17 protein-coding genes are annotated in these 17,403 nt (G+C 56.6%); 9 read left to right on the plus strand and 8 right to left on the minus strand.

Annotated features, from left to right (window positions below):
• Positions 1–138 precede the first annotated feature (138 nt).
• Both Poly21_RS22265 and Poly21_RS22270 read left to right on the plus strand, forming a co-directional pair.
• Positions 139–726, plus strand: a complete 588-nt coding sequence (locus Poly21_RS22265) for a hypothetical protein (protein WP_302120167.1) — start codon at positions 139–141, stop codon at positions 724–726.
• 225 nt (positions 727–951) lie between these two features.
• Positions 952–1,356, plus strand: coding sequence for a DnaJ family domain-containing protein (locus tag Poly21_RS22270; protein WP_146409240.1), 405 nt, complete (start codon positions 952–954; stop codon positions 1,354–1,356).
• 686 nt (positions 1,357–2,042) lie between these two features.
• On the opposite strand, the gene Poly21_RS22275 is transcribed toward Poly21_RS22270, so the two are convergent.
• From Poly21_RS22275 to Poly21_RS22285, 3 genes are read right to left on the minus strand one after another with little or no spacing between them, the layout of a single operon-like run.
• Entirely contained in the window at positions 2,043–4,004 is a 1,962-nt protein-coding gene (locus Poly21_RS22275) for an ICP22 family protein (RefSeq protein WP_302120170.1), read from the minus strand.
• Positions 4,001–5,893 carry an ABC transporter permease gene (locus Poly21_RS22280; RefSeq protein WP_146409241.1) on the minus strand — a complete coding sequence of 631 codons (1,893 nt, stop codon included), beginning with the start codon at positions 5,891–5,893 and terminating at the stop codon, positions 4,001–4,003. The genes Poly21_RS22275 and Poly21_RS22280 overlap by 4 nt, the downstream gene beginning before the upstream one ends.
• Positions 5,890–6,864 (minus strand): ABC transporter ATP-binding protein, encoded by a 975-nt coding sequence (locus tag Poly21_RS22285; RefSeq protein WP_302120347.1) that lies wholly within the window; start codon positions 6,862–6,864, stop codon positions 5,890–5,892. The genes Poly21_RS22280 and Poly21_RS22285 overlap by 4 nt, the downstream gene beginning before the upstream one ends.
• Positions 6,865–6,897: 33 nt before the next feature.
• Between Poly21_RS22285 and Poly21_RS22290 the strand changes: the two genes are divergently transcribed.
• On the plus strand, positions 6,898–8,658 hold the full coding sequence (locus tag Poly21_RS22290) for a bifunctional folylpolyglutamate synthase/dihydrofolate synthase (protein ID WP_146409243.1): 1,761 nt from the start codon (positions 6,898–6,900) through the stop codon (positions 8,656–8,658).
• On the opposite strand, the gene Poly21_RS22295 is transcribed toward Poly21_RS22290, so the two are convergent.
• Positions 8,646–9,428: a 4'-phosphopantetheinyl transferase family protein gene (locus Poly21_RS22295; RefSeq protein ID WP_146409244.1), complete on the minus strand. Its 783-nt coding sequence runs from the start codon at positions 9,426–9,428 to the stop codon at positions 8,646–8,648. The two genes, Poly21_RS22290 and Poly21_RS22295, sit on opposite strands and share 13 nt — an antisense overlap.
• Here Poly21_RS22295 and Poly21_RS22300 point away from each other — a divergent pair.
• The 6 genes from Poly21_RS22300 (at position 9,427) to Poly21_RS22325 (ending at position 13,893) form a co-directional block, all read left to right on the plus strand.
• Positions 9,427–10,134: a putative signal transducing protein gene (locus tag Poly21_RS22300; RefSeq protein WP_302120173.1), complete on the plus strand. Its 708-nt coding sequence runs from the start codon at positions 9,427–9,429 to the stop codon at positions 10,132–10,134. The two genes, Poly21_RS22295 and Poly21_RS22300, sit on opposite strands and share 2 nt — an antisense overlap.
• 460 nt (positions 10,135–10,594) lie before the next feature.
• Positions 10,595–10,909 (plus strand): response regulator, encoded by a 315-nt coding sequence (locus tag Poly21_RS22305; protein WP_302120175.1) that lies wholly within the window; start codon positions 10,595–10,597, stop codon positions 10,907–10,909.
• 5 nt (positions 10,910–10,914) lie between these two features.
• Positions 10,915–11,400, plus strand: coding sequence for an aspartate 1-decarboxylase (panD, locus tag Poly21_RS22310; protein ID WP_146409246.1), 486 nt, complete (start codon positions 10,915–10,917; stop codon positions 11,398–11,400).
• A 17-nt stretch (positions 11,401–11,417) separates the two neighbouring features.
• Positions 11,418–12,053: a Maf family protein gene (locus tag Poly21_RS22315; protein ID WP_146409247.1), complete on the plus strand. Its 636-nt coding sequence runs from the start codon at positions 11,418–11,420 to the stop codon at positions 12,051–12,053.
• An 81-nt stretch (positions 12,054–12,134) separates the two neighbouring features.
• On the plus strand, positions 12,135–13,154 hold the full coding sequence (locus tag Poly21_RS22320; protein WP_436967518.1) for a DUF1573 domain-containing protein: 1,020 nt from the start codon (positions 12,135–12,137) through the stop codon (positions 13,152–13,154).
• Between the two features lie 82 nt (positions 13,155–13,236).
• Positions 13,237–13,893, plus strand: coding sequence for a ribonuclease H1 domain-containing protein (locus Poly21_RS22325; RefSeq protein ID WP_146409248.1), 657 nt, complete (start codon positions 13,237–13,239; stop codon positions 13,891–13,893).
• A gap of 38 nt (positions 13,894–13,931) precedes the next feature.
• Here Poly21_RS22325 and Poly21_RS22330 read toward each other — a convergent pair whose 3' ends face one another.
• The 4 genes from Poly21_RS22330 to Poly21_RS22345 all read right to left on the minus strand — a co-directional run bounded on the left by Poly21_RS22330 (position 13,932) and on the right by Poly21_RS22345 (position 17,344).
• A complete protein-coding gene (locus Poly21_RS22330) occupies positions 13,932–14,363 on the minus strand; it encodes an FKBP-type peptidyl-prolyl cis-trans isomerase (RefSeq protein WP_302120178.1) in 432 nt (143 codons plus the stop codon).
• 74 nt (positions 14,364–14,437) lie between these two features.
• Positions 14,438–15,295, minus strand: coding sequence for an ABC transporter permease (locus Poly21_RS22335; protein WP_146409501.1), 858 nt, complete (start codon positions 15,293–15,295; stop codon positions 14,438–14,440).
• Between the two features lie 5 nt (positions 15,296–15,300).
• Complete coding sequence (locus Poly21_RS22340) at positions 15,301–16,212, minus strand: ABC transporter permease (protein WP_146409250.1); 912 nt, start codon at positions 16,210–16,212, stop codon at positions 15,301–15,303.
• Positions 16,213–16,303: 91 nt separating this feature from the next.
• Entirely contained in the window at positions 16,304–17,344 is a 1,041-nt protein-coding gene (locus tag Poly21_RS22345) for a Gfo/Idh/MocA family protein (RefSeq protein WP_146409251.1), read from the minus strand.
• Between the last annotated feature and the right edge of the window lie 59 nt (positions 17,345–17,403).

The raw sequence follows: 17,403 nt of genomic DNA on the forward strand, positions 1-17,403 counted from the left end.
GGAATTATCCGCAAGACCGGCACAGTTTGACACGATAGAGGTAGTACGCAAGCGAACTGCATGAATTGTCGACAGCGACTTTGCTCATCGCAGTCGCACGCCTTTTAAAACATGACGAAACCACGGAAGGTTACTCGGATGACCCGGATACTCAACTCGACACTGACTCGCCTCAGTCTCTGGTCAGCAGCCTTGCTGACGCTAGCCTGCAGCGGTTGCTACGGTCTCGGTGGAAACAATATCAGCCTGGGCTTTCTGGAGTACCCCATTCCGGTCAGTCCTTACTACCAGTTTCTGCAGGAACAAAAGTTCCACAACAAGGAACGCTATGATCGCGTGCCGATCTTAGGGCCGACCACCTCGGGTGGCGCACCGGTGGCACTTGATCCGCCGAGCGATGATGAAGTGATGGTCGCCCTCGAAGAGGCGCGTCCCGTCCAAGGCGGCATCCCTTTGATCTGGGAAAAGCAACGCAACGACGTGCGAATCATCAAAGAGAAAATTGCCGATTACGTCGATCCACCGCGTTTCTATCCGTTAATCGGCCCCGCTCAACTGCACCACGCCCACTACAAGTGCACGATCTACTTCGACGAACGCACAACGGTTGGCTATCCTGTTCCCCACACGCTGCATGACCGCGAAGCGATTGAATGTGTCTATATCGACCACAACCACTTTCACATGGTCGGCGACGTCGATCCCTACACCACGCCTAATCTCTAGGCTATTGGGTGGGTACCAACAATCTCGCTTGGCCCAGCCGAGCTAACGGAGTCGGGCTCTCTTGCCCCTCCGTCGTTGAAGCTGGTGCGATCGCCACCTGTCCACTGCATTGCAGTTGGCACCGCATCGACGGCACGGCTATCATGGGGGTTGGCACCCTGGGGAACGCACCCAGGGACACAACAGCACTCAGTGACATGATACAAGTGATTCAAGGAAGTTCTGATGACGGAGCGCAAGCCGCCCGGCATGAGCTTTGATGACTGGATCGAACAGCAGATCCAGGCCGCTCAGCAGCGAGGCGAGTTCGATAATCTACCGGGTCTGGGCAAACCGATTCCCGATATCGATGAGCCATATCATGAGGGACGCTGGCTGGCTCAGAAACTGCAGCGTGAGAATATTGACACCTCTGCCGTGCTCCCCACCGCCTTGGCACTCGCCAAAGAGCTAAACGAATTGCCCGACAGGTTACGCTCGCTACAGACGGAATCCCAAGTACGAGATGTTGTGCAGGATTTCAATGCGCGAGTCCTTCAAGCAATCCGCCGGCCGCCTGCAGGACCCTTGCTACGAGTAAAACCTGTCGACGTCGACGATGCCGTTGATGATTGGCGGGCCGATCGCTGAGTCCCGCTTAGGTGACGGCGTTTAAGCAGGTGATACTTGATTGCCGATCCAAGACGGTGGAACAAACCCGGTGAAGGCGATGTGCCTATTGGATGCCTAAACGAGCAACCTGTTTCGCTGGACGAGACCACTCAACTCCCGATCGCTGTAACTGGAGAACATCCTTTGCGACTGCAGCATAGATATGCGGTAGCTGCCAAACGTGTGGATGTTCACTGCGTCCGTGCCGGTCTGAGGCGAGGTGATGGTCCGCGAACAGACGCGACTGCGGACTGCCGGTCACCGTGGCTGAGCTGAAAGCGGCGGTCCGGCCCGTGCCGCAAGCTCAGCGACGTGTGCGGAAATCGCGATGCTCCTGCAATCGGAGCGTGCCAAGAAAAGCTCGAGCGCGAGCAATCCAGATCGCTGGTTCGCCGTCTCGAATTCTTTCACCCGCCCCGCCATGGCCGTCTCTTGACGACTGCCGACAACGAGTGACGAAGCATGACGCGATCATGCAATTCCGGGATCCGAAATCGCTGGCCTCCGACATGGTGATATCGCTGCGATCGGGTCGGAGCCGCAAGCGGGCGTATGCAATCGAACCGAAACGCAACGCGGGGATGGCGCCCCGGCGAGAGCGACAACCCCGCATCGAACTGGCGTCAGTCATCCTGAAAATCACGCGGTGAGCCGGCGTTAGCGGCTCAATCGTCCTCGGCCTTCGGGGAGTCACTCTCGCTCTCAGGGGGCGACTCCACGACAGGCTTCTCGGGTGCTTCGGCAGGCGATGGGGCGTCCACGTCAGCATCAGCCTGCATTTCAGCACTCGCCGCCGATGCGTCCTCCTCACCTTCCTCGTCGGACTCACCGGGTTCCGAGTCACCGGGTTGTGGGTCACCGGGTTGTGGGCCTGCGGGTTCCGTCACCTCCTGTGACTCTTCTGCCTCCGTGTTCTCTGTTTCCATCGCTTCTTCGTCCGCCTCTGGCTCGTCCTTGTCTGCCTCTTCTGCGTCTCTCTTCTCGTTCAGCAGTTCCTCTTCACGTTGCCGTTCTTGTTCGGCTAACTCTTGTTTTCTCGCCTCGAGCTTTTCGCGTTGGGACGTTCTGGCTTGTTCATAGACGGCGGCGTCGACGTTGCCGTACTCACCCATCATCTCGACGAAGGTTTTGAGCGGGAAATCTTCGGGGATTTCGTCTGAATCGATGGCCTTCATATAGTCGCGGACAGAGTCAAAGAGATCTTCAGCGCTGGTGTCGATAACCAAAATGGGGTAGTCATCGAAGATTTCCGACCACTGTTGGAAGGATTCCTCGTACAAGTCAATCGCGCGCTCGAGTTCACCTTCCTTGCTGAGGGCCTCTTTGGCTTCATAGATTAATCTCCGCGCATTGACGGTGCGTTCTTCTTGCTCGGCCTGTGCAAGTGTTTCCCAGTAGGGATAGTTGATCTGCTTGCGATGTCCCTCTGTTTTGATAATTCGCTCGTCGAGATCGTTGACTGCCTCCACCAATTGCAGGGCTTTCGCACGGACGCTGGGGTCGGCGTCGCGGGCGACCTGAGCCAAGTTGGGCTCGATTCCATGTTGGTTTTTCTCTGCAATCGACTGTTGCGATTTGGTGCGTTTCTCGGGTGGTGTCATGAGCGCATCTTGAACGACCGGTTCGAAAGACATGATCATCTTCGTTTCAGCACGTTTGTAGACGTCGCCGGTAATCTCGCGAATCTCGTTAACGGTCTCCGCACGTCGTCGCAGCAGTTCGTCGATCTGCCCCAATTTGATGGTGAATGACTCGGTTGTGGGAACGGAGCGATTGCCTAGAGCTCGCCAATCTTCGGATGCTCGCTGCCAGGCTTCACGAGCCTGATCGTTGAGGACACCTTCTTTTTCGATCGCTTCGGCAAAGCGGATCCGCCATTTCGGTCCGGTTTCGTAGAAGTTGATTGGTGTTTGCCGGCGGATGGGGACGCCTGCTTCGACGAGGTCATATCCGGAATTGAGCCACAATCGCCCGACGAGCCAATTGTCAGGTTTGCGATATGGTCCCAGCGCTTCGGGGCCATCGATCGCGATTCCCTGTTCGAGCAAGCTCTTGTGCAGAACTTCATCGTCCGCGAACAATCGACGAAACTGGCGTTTTTCATCGGAGGTGCCGAGTTTCGAGCCATAGAACCAGCCGGTGTACCAGATCAGCCGCGGCGCCTTGGTATTCTGCCGAACACCCTTGGTCAAAAACTCAGTGCCTTCACGCACCATCTCATAGCGTTGGCGGTAATCGTCAAACTCCGTGGAGACGTTGTACGCCAAATTGTGAGCTTGAAACTCCCATACTTTATCAAAGTGTGGCTGCAACAGCAGGATGTTGTTAAGCGTCGCTTTGAGACGATCCCATTCGTGCGCGACGTGATACTCGTGGGATTTTTTCCACAGCATCGATGCTGCGACCCCACGCATCCCCAGCGAAGCGAGTTTCATCGTTTCGCTGGCTGGGCTAATTTCTCCCAGATCGCTCTCAGAGATATCGTACGCATCTCGCATTTGAGCGAGGCGTCCGCCGCCATCACCTCCCCCGCCAGCGGGTTGACCGAGCAGGTACAGCGGGATCAACATCACAACCAAAATGGCGAGATATATGAGTTTTCGACGAAATTGAGTCTTGCGATTCATGCCGCGATCTCACGTGCTTTCAAGGTAAAATAACTGATTAGGAATGCGAGCAGGACGTAACCAAAGGTGGCTACGGTGTGGCGAGCCAATAACGCGCCGAAAATATCGAAACCTGACGCTGCGTATTCCGCGGTGTTGACCATTTTGGGGAGGTTGGGCAGCGATGTGGCGAGCGCGTCGAGCGTGTAGACAATGCCGGCATCGACCGTTTTGATCACCGTTGCCGTCACGCTGTCCACGTCCAACTGGGTCGTCATCGCATCTTGCTTGGCTAACCGCACGACGGACTCGATCGGTCCGCCCCCCGCGTTCTGACCAATGTCGATGTGATAGCGAGTGTTGTAGATCTGCTCGGCCGAGAACCCTAACAGCACGCATACGGCGGTGGCCACCATCGCGACCGGACCGGTCAAAAAGGTGCTGAACATGACGCCGAACGCCGTCACCATGATCATCTGCAACCAAATCGAGATATAGGCCTTGGTGAGGTTCCAGGCGAATGCATGGTCGGTCGGCCGCAAGTAGACGCTGGCGGGGGTCATCCCGAGGTATTGTGCGTCATCGAGACAGCGAATCACCACGGTCATGTTCCCGTTTTCATCGACGAGATCCTCAAACACGTTGAGCATGCGGGCGTTCGTGCCGTCGCTGCCTTCCATTTCCAGCGGGAGCATCTTCTGGTCGACTTCATACTCGTTGACAGTAAAGCCAATCGGATTGCTCTCGATAGGTTTGGTCGGGTGTTTCATGGTGATCGACCCGCGAATTCCCTTCTCGATATTTCCCTTGTAGGAGCGATAGGCTCGTAGCGTCAAATCGATTGGGATCATGTCTGGATACCGCTCGGGGGTTACATCGGCGAACGTGTACTCAGCAGTCCCGAGCCCACCACCTTCGACATAGCCGTGCTCAATCTTACGACTCCCCTTGGACATCCCGATCAAGCGTGAAATACCAGCGCTGCCGTAACCACCGGACATCTGTTCGTTACCAACATCGATTCCCTTTTCTTGCAAGTGTCCCGACCGGTCGCGAAAAACTAAACTGCCGTACGAGGGAACTCGGGCGCGGAGCGCCCCGGTGGCCTCGCCGATTTCGAAACTGCCGTCAGGATTGCGGGTGACCAAGTGGCGGTGACCACGCACCATTTCGGTTGCACCGATGCCATTTTCATCGAGTGTGAACTCGTGAGAGTGGAACTGGGTATGGTCAGTTTCACCTTCAAATCCGCCCCCATCGAGCTCACGTACGTCGGCAACTTCGGCGTGGGTGTGATCGAGTCCACGCGTTACGAAGACGTAGCTGAGCAAACCCATTGGGATCAAAATCGCGGTCCCCATGGCGGCGAAACCAAGCATTCGCCCGATCACGATTTCGGTGGCGCGTACCGGTTTGGTCACAATCGTGAAGAGGGTTTTGTTCTTGATGTCCTCAGGCAGCGAGAACGCACTGATGAACAGCGCTAGCGCCAACACGAGATAGTTCGTTGCCGTCAGCACGAAACTGATATACAGCCGCGCGGGATCGTCGCTCTGTGGGTTCAGGTACCAACCCGCCAGGAGCAATAGAACGATAAAAAGGCCCACAATGTACAGGACTTTGCGGCGAATCGCCTCGCGAAACGCCAATGCTGCCAGTGCCAGGATCCGTCGCGGCCGCGTGCCGGGCAAATCGAAGCGAAACAGGTCGCGAACGGCCCGAGCGACGGCGAAGAAACCCTCTCCCGAACCGTAGCGGGACGCGGAAATCACATACCCGACGATCAGTCCGAGGACGATTCCCAGCACCGCCAACACGATGCCTTTCATCGCAGCGCTCTCTAGGAACGCGTCGTCGGGGCGGAAGAACCATTCATAAAACGACCAGAAATCCTCACGCTGCAAATTCATGCTTGCTCCCCGTCATTCGCCGAGCTAGCTGAAGTGTCCTGGGCGTCGGTCGACTGGGATACCCGGCGGGCGCCTGGACGAGCTTCACTTTCCCGCACGATGTTGAGGAACAGGTCCTCCATGGTCGCGGTGGGATTGTCGATGGACTCAACCTTGCCGCCGTGGCGTGCAATCACCTCCGCGATTTCACGTTTAGCAGCTTCGTCAAGGCCCGTGGCATGAACCTCGGTGACATCTTGGACTTTCAATAGATCGGTGACGCGTCCGAGTTCCTTCAGCTCACCCTGGTGCAGAATCGCCACTCGGTCGCACACGTCCTGGACGTCAGCGAGCTGGTGGGAACAAAGCAGGACCGTTTTGCCTCGATCTCGCAGGCCCAAAATCAGATCCTTCATCTCGCGGGTACCAATCGGATCGAGTCCGGTGGTGGGTTCGTCCAGCAGGATGAGATCGGGGTCGTTAATCAATGCTTGGGCCAGACCGACCCGGCGGGTCATGCCTTTGGAATACTCCTTGAGCTGCCGGTGCTTGGCACCCTGCAAACCGACCATTTCAATCAGTTGCTGGACCCGCTCGCGACGAACGGCCGCCGACAAATCGAACAGACGGCCATAGAAATCGAGCGTTTCCTCAGCGGTGAGGAACTTGTACAGATACGATTCCTCGGGCAGGTAGCCGATCCGTTCGTTCTTGCTGGTTTCACTGGCGTCTTGATCGAACACCAGCACTCGCCCGCTGGTCGGAAAGAGCAACCCCAGAATCAGCTTGATCGTGGTGGATTTCCCGCTGCCGTTGGGCCCCAAGAGACCGAAGATCTCTCCCGGTCGGACTTCGATATCGAGGGATTTGAGAGCGTGGACTTTTTTCCGCCCCCAAAAGTCTCGATAGATTTTGCTCAGGTTGCGGGTCTCAATGACCACATTGTCAGACGAACTGGTAGCGGCTGGCACGGTCTCGGCGGACGGCTGCACAACGGCCGTGCTGGTATCGGTATCCACGAAATATTGATCCCGACGGATGGGGAAGAAAAACTTGACAAAGAGAGTCCGATCGCTACGGCGGCGGCCTCGAAACGGTTCGCAATTTTGTTTCAGTGGCGCACCGATGGGGCGGGTGGCAACTCACGTCGTCACGCTACAATGCAAACTTGGCTGCTTGTCTCAGCCCTCGCACTCATCACTCTTGCGACGTTTTCCTACATTATGCCGCCTTCGAAACTGGCCGCTCGCGATGCTGCCGTCCGCGACTCGGCCGCGGATGATCCCACCACCGACCCCGGGGCGGCCTATCACGCTGCGACGCGTTGGCTATACGACCGTATCGATTACGAACGGTTGGCGCGGTCGGGTTCACGATATCGGTTCACCCTCGACCGGATGCGTGACCTAGTCACGCGGTTGGGGCACGGGCGATATCTTTACGAGGCCGCTGGAGGCCGCGCCGAGCCACCCCCGGTGGCGGTTTCGCCCAGTGGCCGTCCCCCGAAAGCAAAGCTTGTCCACGTCGCGGGGACGAAGGGCAAGGGGTCCGTTGCCACCATGACCGCCCACATGCTGGCGACTGCGGGATTTCGGGTGGGCCTCTATACCTCGCCGCACCTTGTCGATCTGGAGGAACGGTTTCGTGTCAACGGACTTCCCGCTACCAGGCTTCAGATGATCGCATTGGTCAACTCGATGCGGCCAATCGTCCAAGAGATGTCTCGCGACAGAATCGGAGGACCATCGTTCTTCGAACTGACAACCGCAATCGCGATTGAGCACTTTCACCGCTGCGAATGCGATTACTGGGTGCTCGAGACGGGCCTGGGCGGGCGGCTGGATAGTACCAATGTCTTTCAGAGCGATGTGACCTTGATTACCAGTATCGGTCTGGATCATCAGAACGTCCTCGGTGATACACTCGAGTTAATCGCCAAGGAAAAAGCCGGCATCCTCAAACCTGGCGTTCCGGCAATCAGCGGCGTGACCAAATCACCCGCTCGTGAAGTGATCCGGCAAACGGCCGCAGAGGTGGGGGCACCGTTGCTCGAGCTCGGACAAGACTTCGATGTGCGAGATTGTACCAGCGCCAGCTTCGCGCTCACTGACGTGGGGGAGGCACCTGCCTGGGGAAGTTCATTCGAGTTGCTCGGGGAGGACATGAACGCCACATCGAACTTGCCGGTGAAGTCAGTCCACCTCTCGCTGGAAGGGCGACATCAAATCGGCAACGCCGCCGTTGCCTTGATGGGCCTCAAAAGACTGGGGGTTTCGCTTGATGCAGCGGTCCTGGATGCACTGGGGCAGTTGCAGATCGAAGCCCGTTTGGAGCGATTTGTCCTGCCGGCGGGCGAGACTGCAATTCTCGACGCTGCTCATAATCCTGACTCGATCACGGCATTGGTCGAGACATTGCAAGCTCGCTTTGCTGGGCGGCGACTGATCGGTGTGTTTGGTACTAGCGTCGATAAAGATGCTGCCACGATGTTGGATTTGCTACGCCCCTGCCTCAGCGCCGTCGTGCTCACTCAGTATCACGGCAACCCGCGATTTGTGCCTGTGCAAACGCTTGCTGGGTTAGCTGCCGCGACAGTAGCCGGCTCATCCGCATCGCCAGGCCCCTTCATCTCGCCCGCGACCGCGTGGTATGTCATGGAGGACGATCCGGTGGTCGCCTGCCAAACTGCGAGGGAACTGGCGGGGCGGGACGGGATTGTAGTGGTGTGCGGTTCGTTTTTCCTCGCAGCCGAAGTTCGTCCCTGGTTGGTTACTCAAGTAACGTAGGTTTCGAACGCGGCTAGTTTCAGTCGCGTTGGCGCCTCGCTCTTTTCGACTGACTTCGCATCGAGACCCACGGCAATCGCAGCGACAAAGCCTGGCCGCGGCTCAAAACTCTCGAACCGCCAATGGCGGCCCCGGGTCAGTTTGGGATCACGCACCACCAACTGGGGAGAATCGCTCGCCGCAGCTGTAAATGCGAATTGGTCCAGGGGCGTGAACAATCCAGTACCGATCGCTTTGATGAAAGCCTCTTTAAGCGTCCATAGCCGTAAGAATAATGCAGCATGCTCCGCTTCGCTCGAGGTTGCATCGAGTTGGCAGATCTCCTCCGGAGCGAAATATCGACGTGCTAACTCGGGATCGGTCCGGCGATCCATCCATTCGACATCGACTCCGAGCCATTGGTGGGGGGCGCCGAGTCCGCACAGCACGAGGCCTCTGGTATGGGCGATGTTGAAGGCGCGGCAGGCGATGGCCGGCGTCGACACAATGGGTTTGCCATGGTCGAGGAGGCGGAATCCGATCTCATGTGTCTGACAACAGCCCGCTGCCAGCAGGGTGCGCGCCATCCCCCGGCCGATGATATGTTGATGGCGAGCGGAAGCGACACGAAATCGATCCGCCCGAATTCGCTCGTCTGCTAACAGTAATCGCTCGCAGAAATCTTCCGTCGGCCCCGGTTCCGTCAATGCGGCAGGGGCATGCCAGACCTCCACCTGTTGGCTGTGCGCGGCGGATGCCTGGTCAGTTCGGTCGCTGGCAGGAGAGTTCATGGGTACTATGATCGTCAAAAATACGAGCTCGCGTCAATTAGCCCCCCCCCTTCCGATCAACTTCTGTCCGTCTTTAGCTCCCGTCCGTATCACGCTCATGCAACTCAACCAGCCCGTCGTTGTCTACACCGCCAACAGCAATCTCGAAGCACAGAGTGTGGTGACGTGGATTGAGTCCCACGGTATCCCAGCTCATGCGGTCGAAGATAACTCGGGCGTTAGTACGTTTGCGTTTGGCACGATCAGCCAGTTCCATCAACCTCAGGTTTTCGTCGATCAAAAAGACCTCGCTGCAGCCACTGAACTACTTCGCCAGTTCGAACAGCAGCGTGATCAGCGTCTTCGCGACCAAGCTGATGCCCCGAAAATTTCTTCTCAATGTGAGCAATGTGGTGCCACGAGTGATTTCCCGGCCTCTCAAGATGGGACCACTCAGAGTTGTCCCAAGTGTCACGCCTTTATGGATGTCGGCACGTTCGACTGGCCCGAGGACTTTGATTTTGGTGCCCCCGAGTCTGACGTCGAACCCGTCGCGATCGACAACGCGGATGACGCCCTCGATGCGGCGGCCGACCTGGATACATCGGGTGAGTGGGACGCCGCGATCATCGCATATCGCGAAATCTCCGAACGCTGGCCGGAGCACGCAACGTATACTCAGGGATGCATCGCCGACATCCAACGCAAACGCGACCGCGCTCAGTAGCCGAGTCTCTCTGTGGCTCCGACCCCAAAGATATCGCTTTTAGAGCCCAGGAAATGCTTGCCCTTTCTCCGCAGAACCAATCCTCCATGCCCCCCACTGGCCAGCAGTCGGCCGTTCCACTGACCTTAACGCCCCCAACTCCCAACCCTATAACGGTACGCCGTGACTTTCTTAGGTCCGGATGGTAAATTGTGCTGCACAGACACCCGCGGGGCATCGAGTTCGTGAGCCGGCGCCACTGGCGCCGGACCTTTCGCGTGGTTAGCCCTTCGAATTACCTGCCGCTCCGATGATGAATCGTAATAGCGACTGAGACTCGGCCATGGCGGCTTTTCAAGCTTAGGTACCGGGTGCGACTGTGCCAATTTGTTTATTACTCTGACGCCTTTAGGCAACTGAAATGGTGAAAACGCTTGTCGATTGCGGCAATTGCGGTCCTGACTTCAATTCAATCCGAAAAATGGTTTCGTCTCACTTCGACGCCACTGTGCTGCAAACGCATGGCGCGGAGGACACGATCGAATTGCTCCGCAACCGCCACATCGACCTCGTCACGGTCAATCGCAAACTCGACCGCGACTACAGCGATGGGCTCGAAATCATTAAAAAGATCAAATCGGATCCCGAGATCGGGAGTGTTCCGGTGATGTTGGTCACCAACTATGACGAGCACCAGCAAGCTGCTGTTGCAGAGGGGGCGACCTATGGTTTCGGAAAACTAGAGATTGGCACGCCGGCGACGGTCGAAAAACTAGAACCCTTTCTCAAGAGTTAACCGTCTTGGATGCTCTCCCACGCTATCGCAAATTGCTCGCGGCGAAAATTCACCGTGCGACCGTGACCGCTGCCGATGTCAACTATGAAGGCAGCCTCACAGTGCCCCCTGAGTTGCTGGTCGCCGCCGGAATCGTTGCCTACGAGTCGCTGCATGTTTGGAACGTAACCCGTGGCTCGCGACTGGAGACCTACGCGATCGAAGGTTTGCCGGGGTCTCACGATATATGTGCCAACGGTGCCGCCGCCCACCTCATTCGCCCCGGTGATCATGTGATCTTGGCGGCGTACACGTTAGTGCCTGAATGCGAAGCGAAAACGCACCAGCCACGATTGATTTTCGTTAATGAACGAAATGAGATCTCGCACACCGGTCCTGAAATAGCAGGTCCTCAGTTGCCCCCGGCAAGCGATCAGCGTACCGCTGCCGCCTCTGATACCTCAGGCCCGCATCTCGCCGCCTCACGACACCATGCGTTTGCCGAAGAATGAGTGAACCATTGCCTTTGATGAAAAACCTGCCGCGCGCAAGTATTCCCACAGCCGAGCCATTTGTGCTGGCCAGTGGTTCGCCGCGCCGCGCCGAGCTGCTTCGCAGTGCTGGCTACGAATTCGAAATCTGTCCAGCCTCCGACTCGGCCGAATGCGGTGTCGACTATCCTGAAACCGCATCGGAAATGGTCGCACGGTTGGCGTTTCAAAAAGCGGTCGAAGTGGTTCGCCGGCGGAAAGGTAGTTTCATACTTGCCGCCGATACCCTGGCCGACTGTAACGGCAAGATTCTCGGTAAACCTACCGATCGCGACCATGCCGAATCGATGTTGCGTTTACTATCGGGGCGTGAACACGACGTTTATACCGGTGTGTGTCTGTGGTCGACCGGTTCGGACCGCTGCTATCTCGATGTCGTTCGCTCGCGCCTGAAGATGGATTTGCTCAGCGACGAAACGATCCAACGATACCTGGATACTGAACGCTGGAAGGGCAAGGCGGGTGGATTTGGGTATCAGGATGACAATGACTGGATTCATGTCATCGGCGGCGATAGCGAGAGCAATATCGTGGGTTTACCCATGGAACGCTTGGCAGAATTACTGGAAAAATTCGACTCACTGGCCGACAAGGTATACAAGTCGATCCATTAACGGTTATGCGGCGTGGAGTTTTGATTTCATCAAACACTCCAACATTTTTTGTTGAGAAAACTACAGTTGGGAACGTAAGGCATGATTTTTCTCCCGTTCGGACGACTGCGAGTCGGCTGCCTCATGATCACTGCGATGGTCATTAGCAGTGCTTTTCTTGCCCCTCCGCTCGCCTCAGCGGATGACAATTGGGCAAAGAAAATGTTCGCGGAGACTGAGCATGACTTCCGCACGGTGGGGCGTGGTACGACTGCCCAGCATTACTTTAAATTCCAGAATCTCTACGAAGAGACCGTCCATGTCGCTGCCGTCCGGAGCAGTTGCGGCTGTACGACGCCCACGGTCAGCAAGGACACCGTGGCCACCCACGACACCGCCTCGGTCGTGGCGACGTTCAACACAAGCACCTTCATCGGCTCCAAAGCAGCGACCATTACCGTCGTGTTTGATCAGCCCTTCTATGCCGAAGTTCAGCTGCAGGTCAGGGGCGTGATTCGAACCGATATCACATTCGATCCTGCCGAAATGGACTTCGGCGAAGCGAAGTCGGGTGAATCGAAAACCCGCAGCATCAAAATCACACATCGTGGCACACCGGAATGGCGCATCCAAGATGTCCGCAGCCACTGCAGCGACCTGGCTGTCAAACTCAGTGCCCCGCAAATTCAGCCGGGAGTCGTTGAATACGACATGCAGGTGAGAATGAAAGAATCGATGGCTGAAGGTGACATTCACGAACAATTGACTTTGGTCACCAATGACTCGCAATTCCCCACCATCGAAATGTCGGTCGCCGGCCGTGTTCGCCCCACCGTCAGCGTCTCCCCTGCTGCAGTGAGTCTAGGCACCACATCCTCCGGCGAAACGATGAGTAAACGGCTCCTAGTGCGAGCGGATGAGCCGTTCGCGATCCAGGAAGTCCGTTGCGCCGACAAGCGGTTCTCGTTTGAAATCCCTGAAGGCAAAAAGAAGATTCAATTTGTGCAGATGAAATTCACCGCCGGTGACGCGCCCGCCCGCATCGCGCAGAAAATCGAAATCGTGACCGACCTGCCCGGTGAGAAAACCGCCGAGTGTGTCGCCACGGGAACCGTGCGATGATCGGCTGATGCTGGGAATGTTGATTTTTTAATTGGCATACCGACGGGAAAGTTTTGAATTGGTTTCTACACGAATCGGGCCGATGTCAGCAAAGAAACCGAAATCATACGTCGTCTGGAATGGATTCCACCCGGGCATCTACACCACCTGGGAACGATGCCAGCAAGAAATCCTCGGTTTTTCCAACGCCAAGTACAAATCATTTTCAAGCCGCGCGGCGGCTGAGAAAGCGTACGCGGAAGGTCCTGATCCCTACTGGGGTCAGGGCGGCGGTGCGGGCAAGAAAACTCCTACGCCGAAAATAGATCGCGAGGATTTGGCCGCACTTGGTGTCGACATGACCGCCTGGGCCGTCGACGCAGCCTGCCAAGGCAATCCCGGTCCACTGGAGTACCAGGGTGTGGAGATTGAATCGGGGACCAACCTCTTTCATATGGGCCCGTACCCGGAGGGCACTGTCAACATCGGTGAGTTCCTCGCTATCGTCCATGCGCTAGCGCTGCTCGATCATGGCGAGCAGTTCGACACCGCCATCTATTCCGATTCGCAGATCGGTCGCAGCTGGGTGAAACAGGGCGTCTGTAAAACCAAGTTGCCTCGCACGCCCCAGAACCAGCGATTATTTAACCTCGTCCGCCGCGCCGAAAAGTGGCTCGCTGAGCACCAAGTGCGAAACCCCATCCTGAAATGGGAGACCAAAAAATGGGGTGAGATCCCCGCTGACTTTGGGCGAAAGTGAAACGTCATTGCACATGACCGTCGGCCATGACCGGGTAGCTACCGGACATCCTGCAGTTCGACTTTGAAATGCAGCGTCGCGTTGGGTGGGATCGCCCCAGGCATGCCCATCTGTCCGTAGCCGAGTTCCGGTGGAATCTCCAGCTCAATCATTCCTCCCTCACTGACCAGTTGCAGACCCTCGGTCCAACCGGGCACGACACCATCTAAATTAAAACTGGTCGCTTCGCGTCGGTTGTACGAACTATCGAATTCGGTGCCGTCATCAAGCCAACCGGCGTAGTCCACCGTGACAAAACTCTGTGGCCCCGGTTTGTCGCCACTCCCGCGGCGCAGAATACGGTATTTCAAACCCGAGTCAGTGGTCGTGAACTCCTTGGGCGCATCGGGATCCTCCGGACCTGGAGCACTGCTCCGTAAGTTCTGGGAGCAACCGGCCGTGAGGGTGAGCAGTAGAAGAAGTACACGCATGGTCATTTTTCTAGAGTGGAATAGGGAATAGGGGGGCTTCGTCCTGTGATTGCTCTGGAGCTGGCGCTTCGAGATTAGGAGCTAGCGCTACGATAGCTGCGGAGCGCCGTGCGGAACACCCAGCGACTGGCCAGGATGCTGAGGACGGTCGCAACAGCCGTCCATCCGACCAGCCACCACTCAGCATCACTCCGCGGTGAAATGGGGCGGGCGAGCAATCGGGCGGGCACGTTGACGACGACCAGCACGGGGATCACAAACGTGAAAAAACCATAGAGTGGCTGCCCCCAACCACGGTTGTAGATCTCCATGGGGTAGCGGCTGAAGTTCGTGATGTAAAACCAAAAATTGTAGAGCGTTTGATTGCGTCCCAACCAAATGCTGGTGGCCGACAGGCAGATCATGAGGCTGTACATGATCGCGACTCCGCAGCCACAGAACACGACATACAACGCCACCGATATCGCCGTAGGGACATAGGGATCGACCTCGCGGTGGGCCAGATTCCAGAGGGCGACGGCGGCGATCACCAACCCCGCACCAAAGTTCGCTAGCGAACTCCAGCTCACCCGCCGAAACGAAATCAGGAATTGGGTGTCGATTGGCTTGAGCAGGGCAAAGTCCAAACCGCCGGTGCGAATCAACTCACTGAATTCCTCAGCATTGGGCATGAAGAATGCCTGCACGAGCGAATTGATGAACCACGTTGTTGCTAGAAACAGGAAAAATTTCTCACGGTCCCAACCCGTGTCGGCGCCAATTGATTTGGTGTGCTCAAAAATAATCATGTAGAACCCGACGTTCATCAAGGTCCACCCGAGTGAACTTAAGCACTCGATCACAAAGTTGGTACGAAACGTCATGTCTCGTACCAAACTATTCTGGGCGAACGTCAGGAATACGCGTCGATAACGATCCAGTTCAGCAAACATAGGACTCACCCTCCGTATCCGCTGTAACGGGCGACGCCGCGCTTATACGCCATTCGACAAACGACCATAAAGAAAATCAACCAAGCCGCTTCGATGGCCATTTCCATGGGTAGGTCTTCCGGGGGGATCTTCCCCAGGAACACCGCAGCAGGGAAATACGCGAGATATTTTAAAGGAAGAAAATTAACGAACGGTTCGATCGAGTCCGGTAGCAACGTCAAAGGAAACATGTGCCCGGAAAGAAAGAAACTGAACAGCATGTAGAGAAACAGCAGCGAGGAAACTTCCAGGAACCAGAAACCGATCATCCCGATCGCCGCCTCGAGAAAGAATCCAATTAAAAATCCCATCAGGAGCGACGCCACAAACGCAATAAAAAGATGCGGCGGTGGAAAGCCGTCGACGAAATAATCGCGGCAGAGATAAAACACCAGGGCAAAGGGGGCAATGGCGACAGCGTAGTATGCAACTTTGTGAGCGATGCGATTGATCAGCAAAAATCCGATCAGATCGATCGGTTGGATCATGTACCGTTTGATCTCGCCTTCGCGGATTTGCAACGCGATTCCCGATGCCAGGTTCGGCATGCTCGAGAAGGCCCGCGCGATCATCGTGATGAGGTAGTACGCGACCATCTCGCGGAACCCGTAGCCACCGATGCGAACTGGCTCGCTGGCGTCTCCACTACTGTCCCCGGGCTTGACGACTCCGGAATGCTCGATCGAGTCGAAGATCGCCCACCACAGGAAGATCTGCGTGATGATGGGCAAGAAACGCATCAGCGTGCCGAGAGCAAAATCGCCGCGATAGGCCAGACGTTCTGAGAACGCCGTCCTGAAAATCATGGTCCACGTCCGTACCCGTCCCATCCAACCGATCGGTGCGAGGTGCGAATGAGAGGCGGAAGCTGTCGACATGAAGAATTAAAAGGTTCGGAGTTCTGAGCGACGAGTGCGATCACAGCCATCAACCGCGCTTAGGCGAGCGTGGCAACAACTTTTCGAGTACTTACAGAGTCACAGTCTGCCCTGACCGAGCACTTTCGTAAATCGCACAGATCACTTCCACACTCCGCCGGCCTTCGGGACCATTGATCAAGGGTTCACGGTCGTGCTCGATTGCCTCGAGGAAATCATTGAAGACCTCCGTGTGGCCATGGTGGCCAATGGCCGCAGGATCGGCGGCACCACCCCCCGTTTGCGTTTGGCCGGACATGGATTCCCGAATCGCCGCGTCGTCGGCTGTCTCGTCGGCGAACTGCCACTGTTTGATGTCTTCTTCCTCGAGCACGGCACTGCCCTTGTTGCCGGCGATTTCGACTCGCTTGAGAGCTCCTGGGAACGCCGTGGTGGTCGCTTCGATCACGCCCAACGCACCGTTTTCAAACTGCACATTGGCCACAACGATATCCTCGACCTCGATGCGCTCGTGGGTCATCGTGCCCATCATGGCCGACACCCGCTGGACCGGACCCATTAGCCACAACAACAAGTCAACGCTATGAATGGCTTGGTTCATGAGCGCCCCGCCCCCATCGAGGGCCCACGTTCCACGCCAAGCGCCACTGTCGTAGTACTCCTGGCTGCGGAACCATTTGACGTAGGTATCGCCCATCGTGATTTTTCCAAATCTTCCCTCATCGACAGCAGCCTTCATTAACTGTGACGAGCGGTGGAAGCGACTCTGAAAGGTGACCGCTAGCTTCACGTTGGCCTGCGCGCACGCGTCAATGATCTGGTCGCATTTCTCGGGAGTGACTTCCAGCGGTTTTTCAACGATCACGTGTTTACCAGCTTGGGCGGCCGCCAGGGCTGGCTCGAGATGGGCTCCGCTAGGGGTACAGATCGCTACCGCACTGATTTCTGGATCTGCCAGCATGTCTTCGAGTGAGCCATAGACCTGGCAGTTATGGGCTGCGGCGAATTGTTGTGCGCGCTCGCTGCTACGGTTGTAGCAGCCGACGAGCCGCCCGTTGGCTGAGTCAGCGATTGCCTTAGCGTGAAAGTTTGAGATCATGCCCACGCCAACAATGCCGATTCCGATACTCATGTTATCTCTATGTGGAGAAAGGTGGTAAAAAGCTGAACTAGCCGAATTTTGTCGATCAG

This window comes from Allorhodopirellula heiligendammensis (genome assembly GCF_007860105.1).
Classification (GTDB): Bacteria; Planctomycetota; Planctomycetia; order Pirellulales; family Pirellulaceae; genus Rhodopirellula; species Rhodopirellula heiligendammensis.

Excerpts from the sequence above, each read along its gene's own strand:
- Poly21_RS22265 (WP_302120167.1), top strand. The coding sequence starts at position 139 with ATGACCCGGATACTCAACTCGACACTGACTCGCCTCAGTCTCTGGTCA.
- Poly21_RS22270 (WP_146409240.1), top strand. The coding sequence starts at position 952 with ATGACGGAGCGCAAGCCGCCCGGCATGAGCTTTGATGACTGGATCGAA.
- Poly21_RS22275 (WP_302120170.1), bottom strand. The coding sequence starts at position 4,004 with ATGAATCGCAAGACTCAATTTCGTCGAAAACTCATATATCTCGCCATT.
- Poly21_RS22280 (WP_146409241.1), bottom strand. The coding sequence starts at position 5,893 with ATGAATTTGCAGCGTGAGGATTTCTGGTCGTTTTATGAATGGTTCTTC.
- Poly21_RS22300 (WP_302120173.1), top strand. The coding sequence starts at position 9,427 with ATGGGTACTATGATCGTCAAAAATACGAGCTCGCGTCAATTAGCCCCC.
- Poly21_RS22295 (WP_146409244.1), bottom strand. The coding sequence starts at position 9,428 with ATGAACTCTCCTGCCAGCGACCGAACTGACCAGGCATCCGCCGCGCAC.
- Poly21_RS22305 (WP_302120175.1), top strand. The coding sequence starts at position 10,595 with ATGGTTTCGTCTCACTTCGACGCCACTGTGCTGCAAACGCATGGCGCG.
- Poly21_RS22315 (WP_146409247.1), top strand. The coding sequence starts at position 11,418 with ATGAAAAACCTGCCGCGCGCAAGTATTCCCACAGCCGAGCCATTTGTG.
- Poly21_RS22320 (WP_436967518.1), top strand. The coding sequence starts at position 12,135 with ATGATTTTTCTCCCGTTCGGACGACTGCGAGTCGGCTGCCTCATGATC.
- Poly21_RS22325 (WP_146409248.1), top strand. The coding sequence starts at position 13,237 with ATGTCAGCAAAGAAACCGAAATCATACGTCGTCTGGAATGGATTCCAC.
- Poly21_RS22330 (WP_302120178.1), bottom strand. The coding sequence starts at position 14,363 with ATGCGTGTACTTCTTCTACTGCTCACCCTCACGGCCGGTTGCTCCCAG.
- Poly21_RS22335 (WP_146409501.1), bottom strand. The coding sequence starts at position 15,295 with ATGTTTGCTGAACTGGATCGTTATCGACGCGTATTCCTGACGTTCGCC.
- Poly21_RS22340 (WP_146409250.1), bottom strand. The coding sequence starts at position 16,212 with ATGTCGACAGCTTCCGCCTCTCATTCGCACCTCGCACCGATCGGTTGG.
- Poly21_RS22345 (WP_146409251.1), bottom strand. The coding sequence starts at position 17,344 with ATGAGTATCGGAATCGGCATTGTTGGCGTGGGCATGATCTCAAACTTT.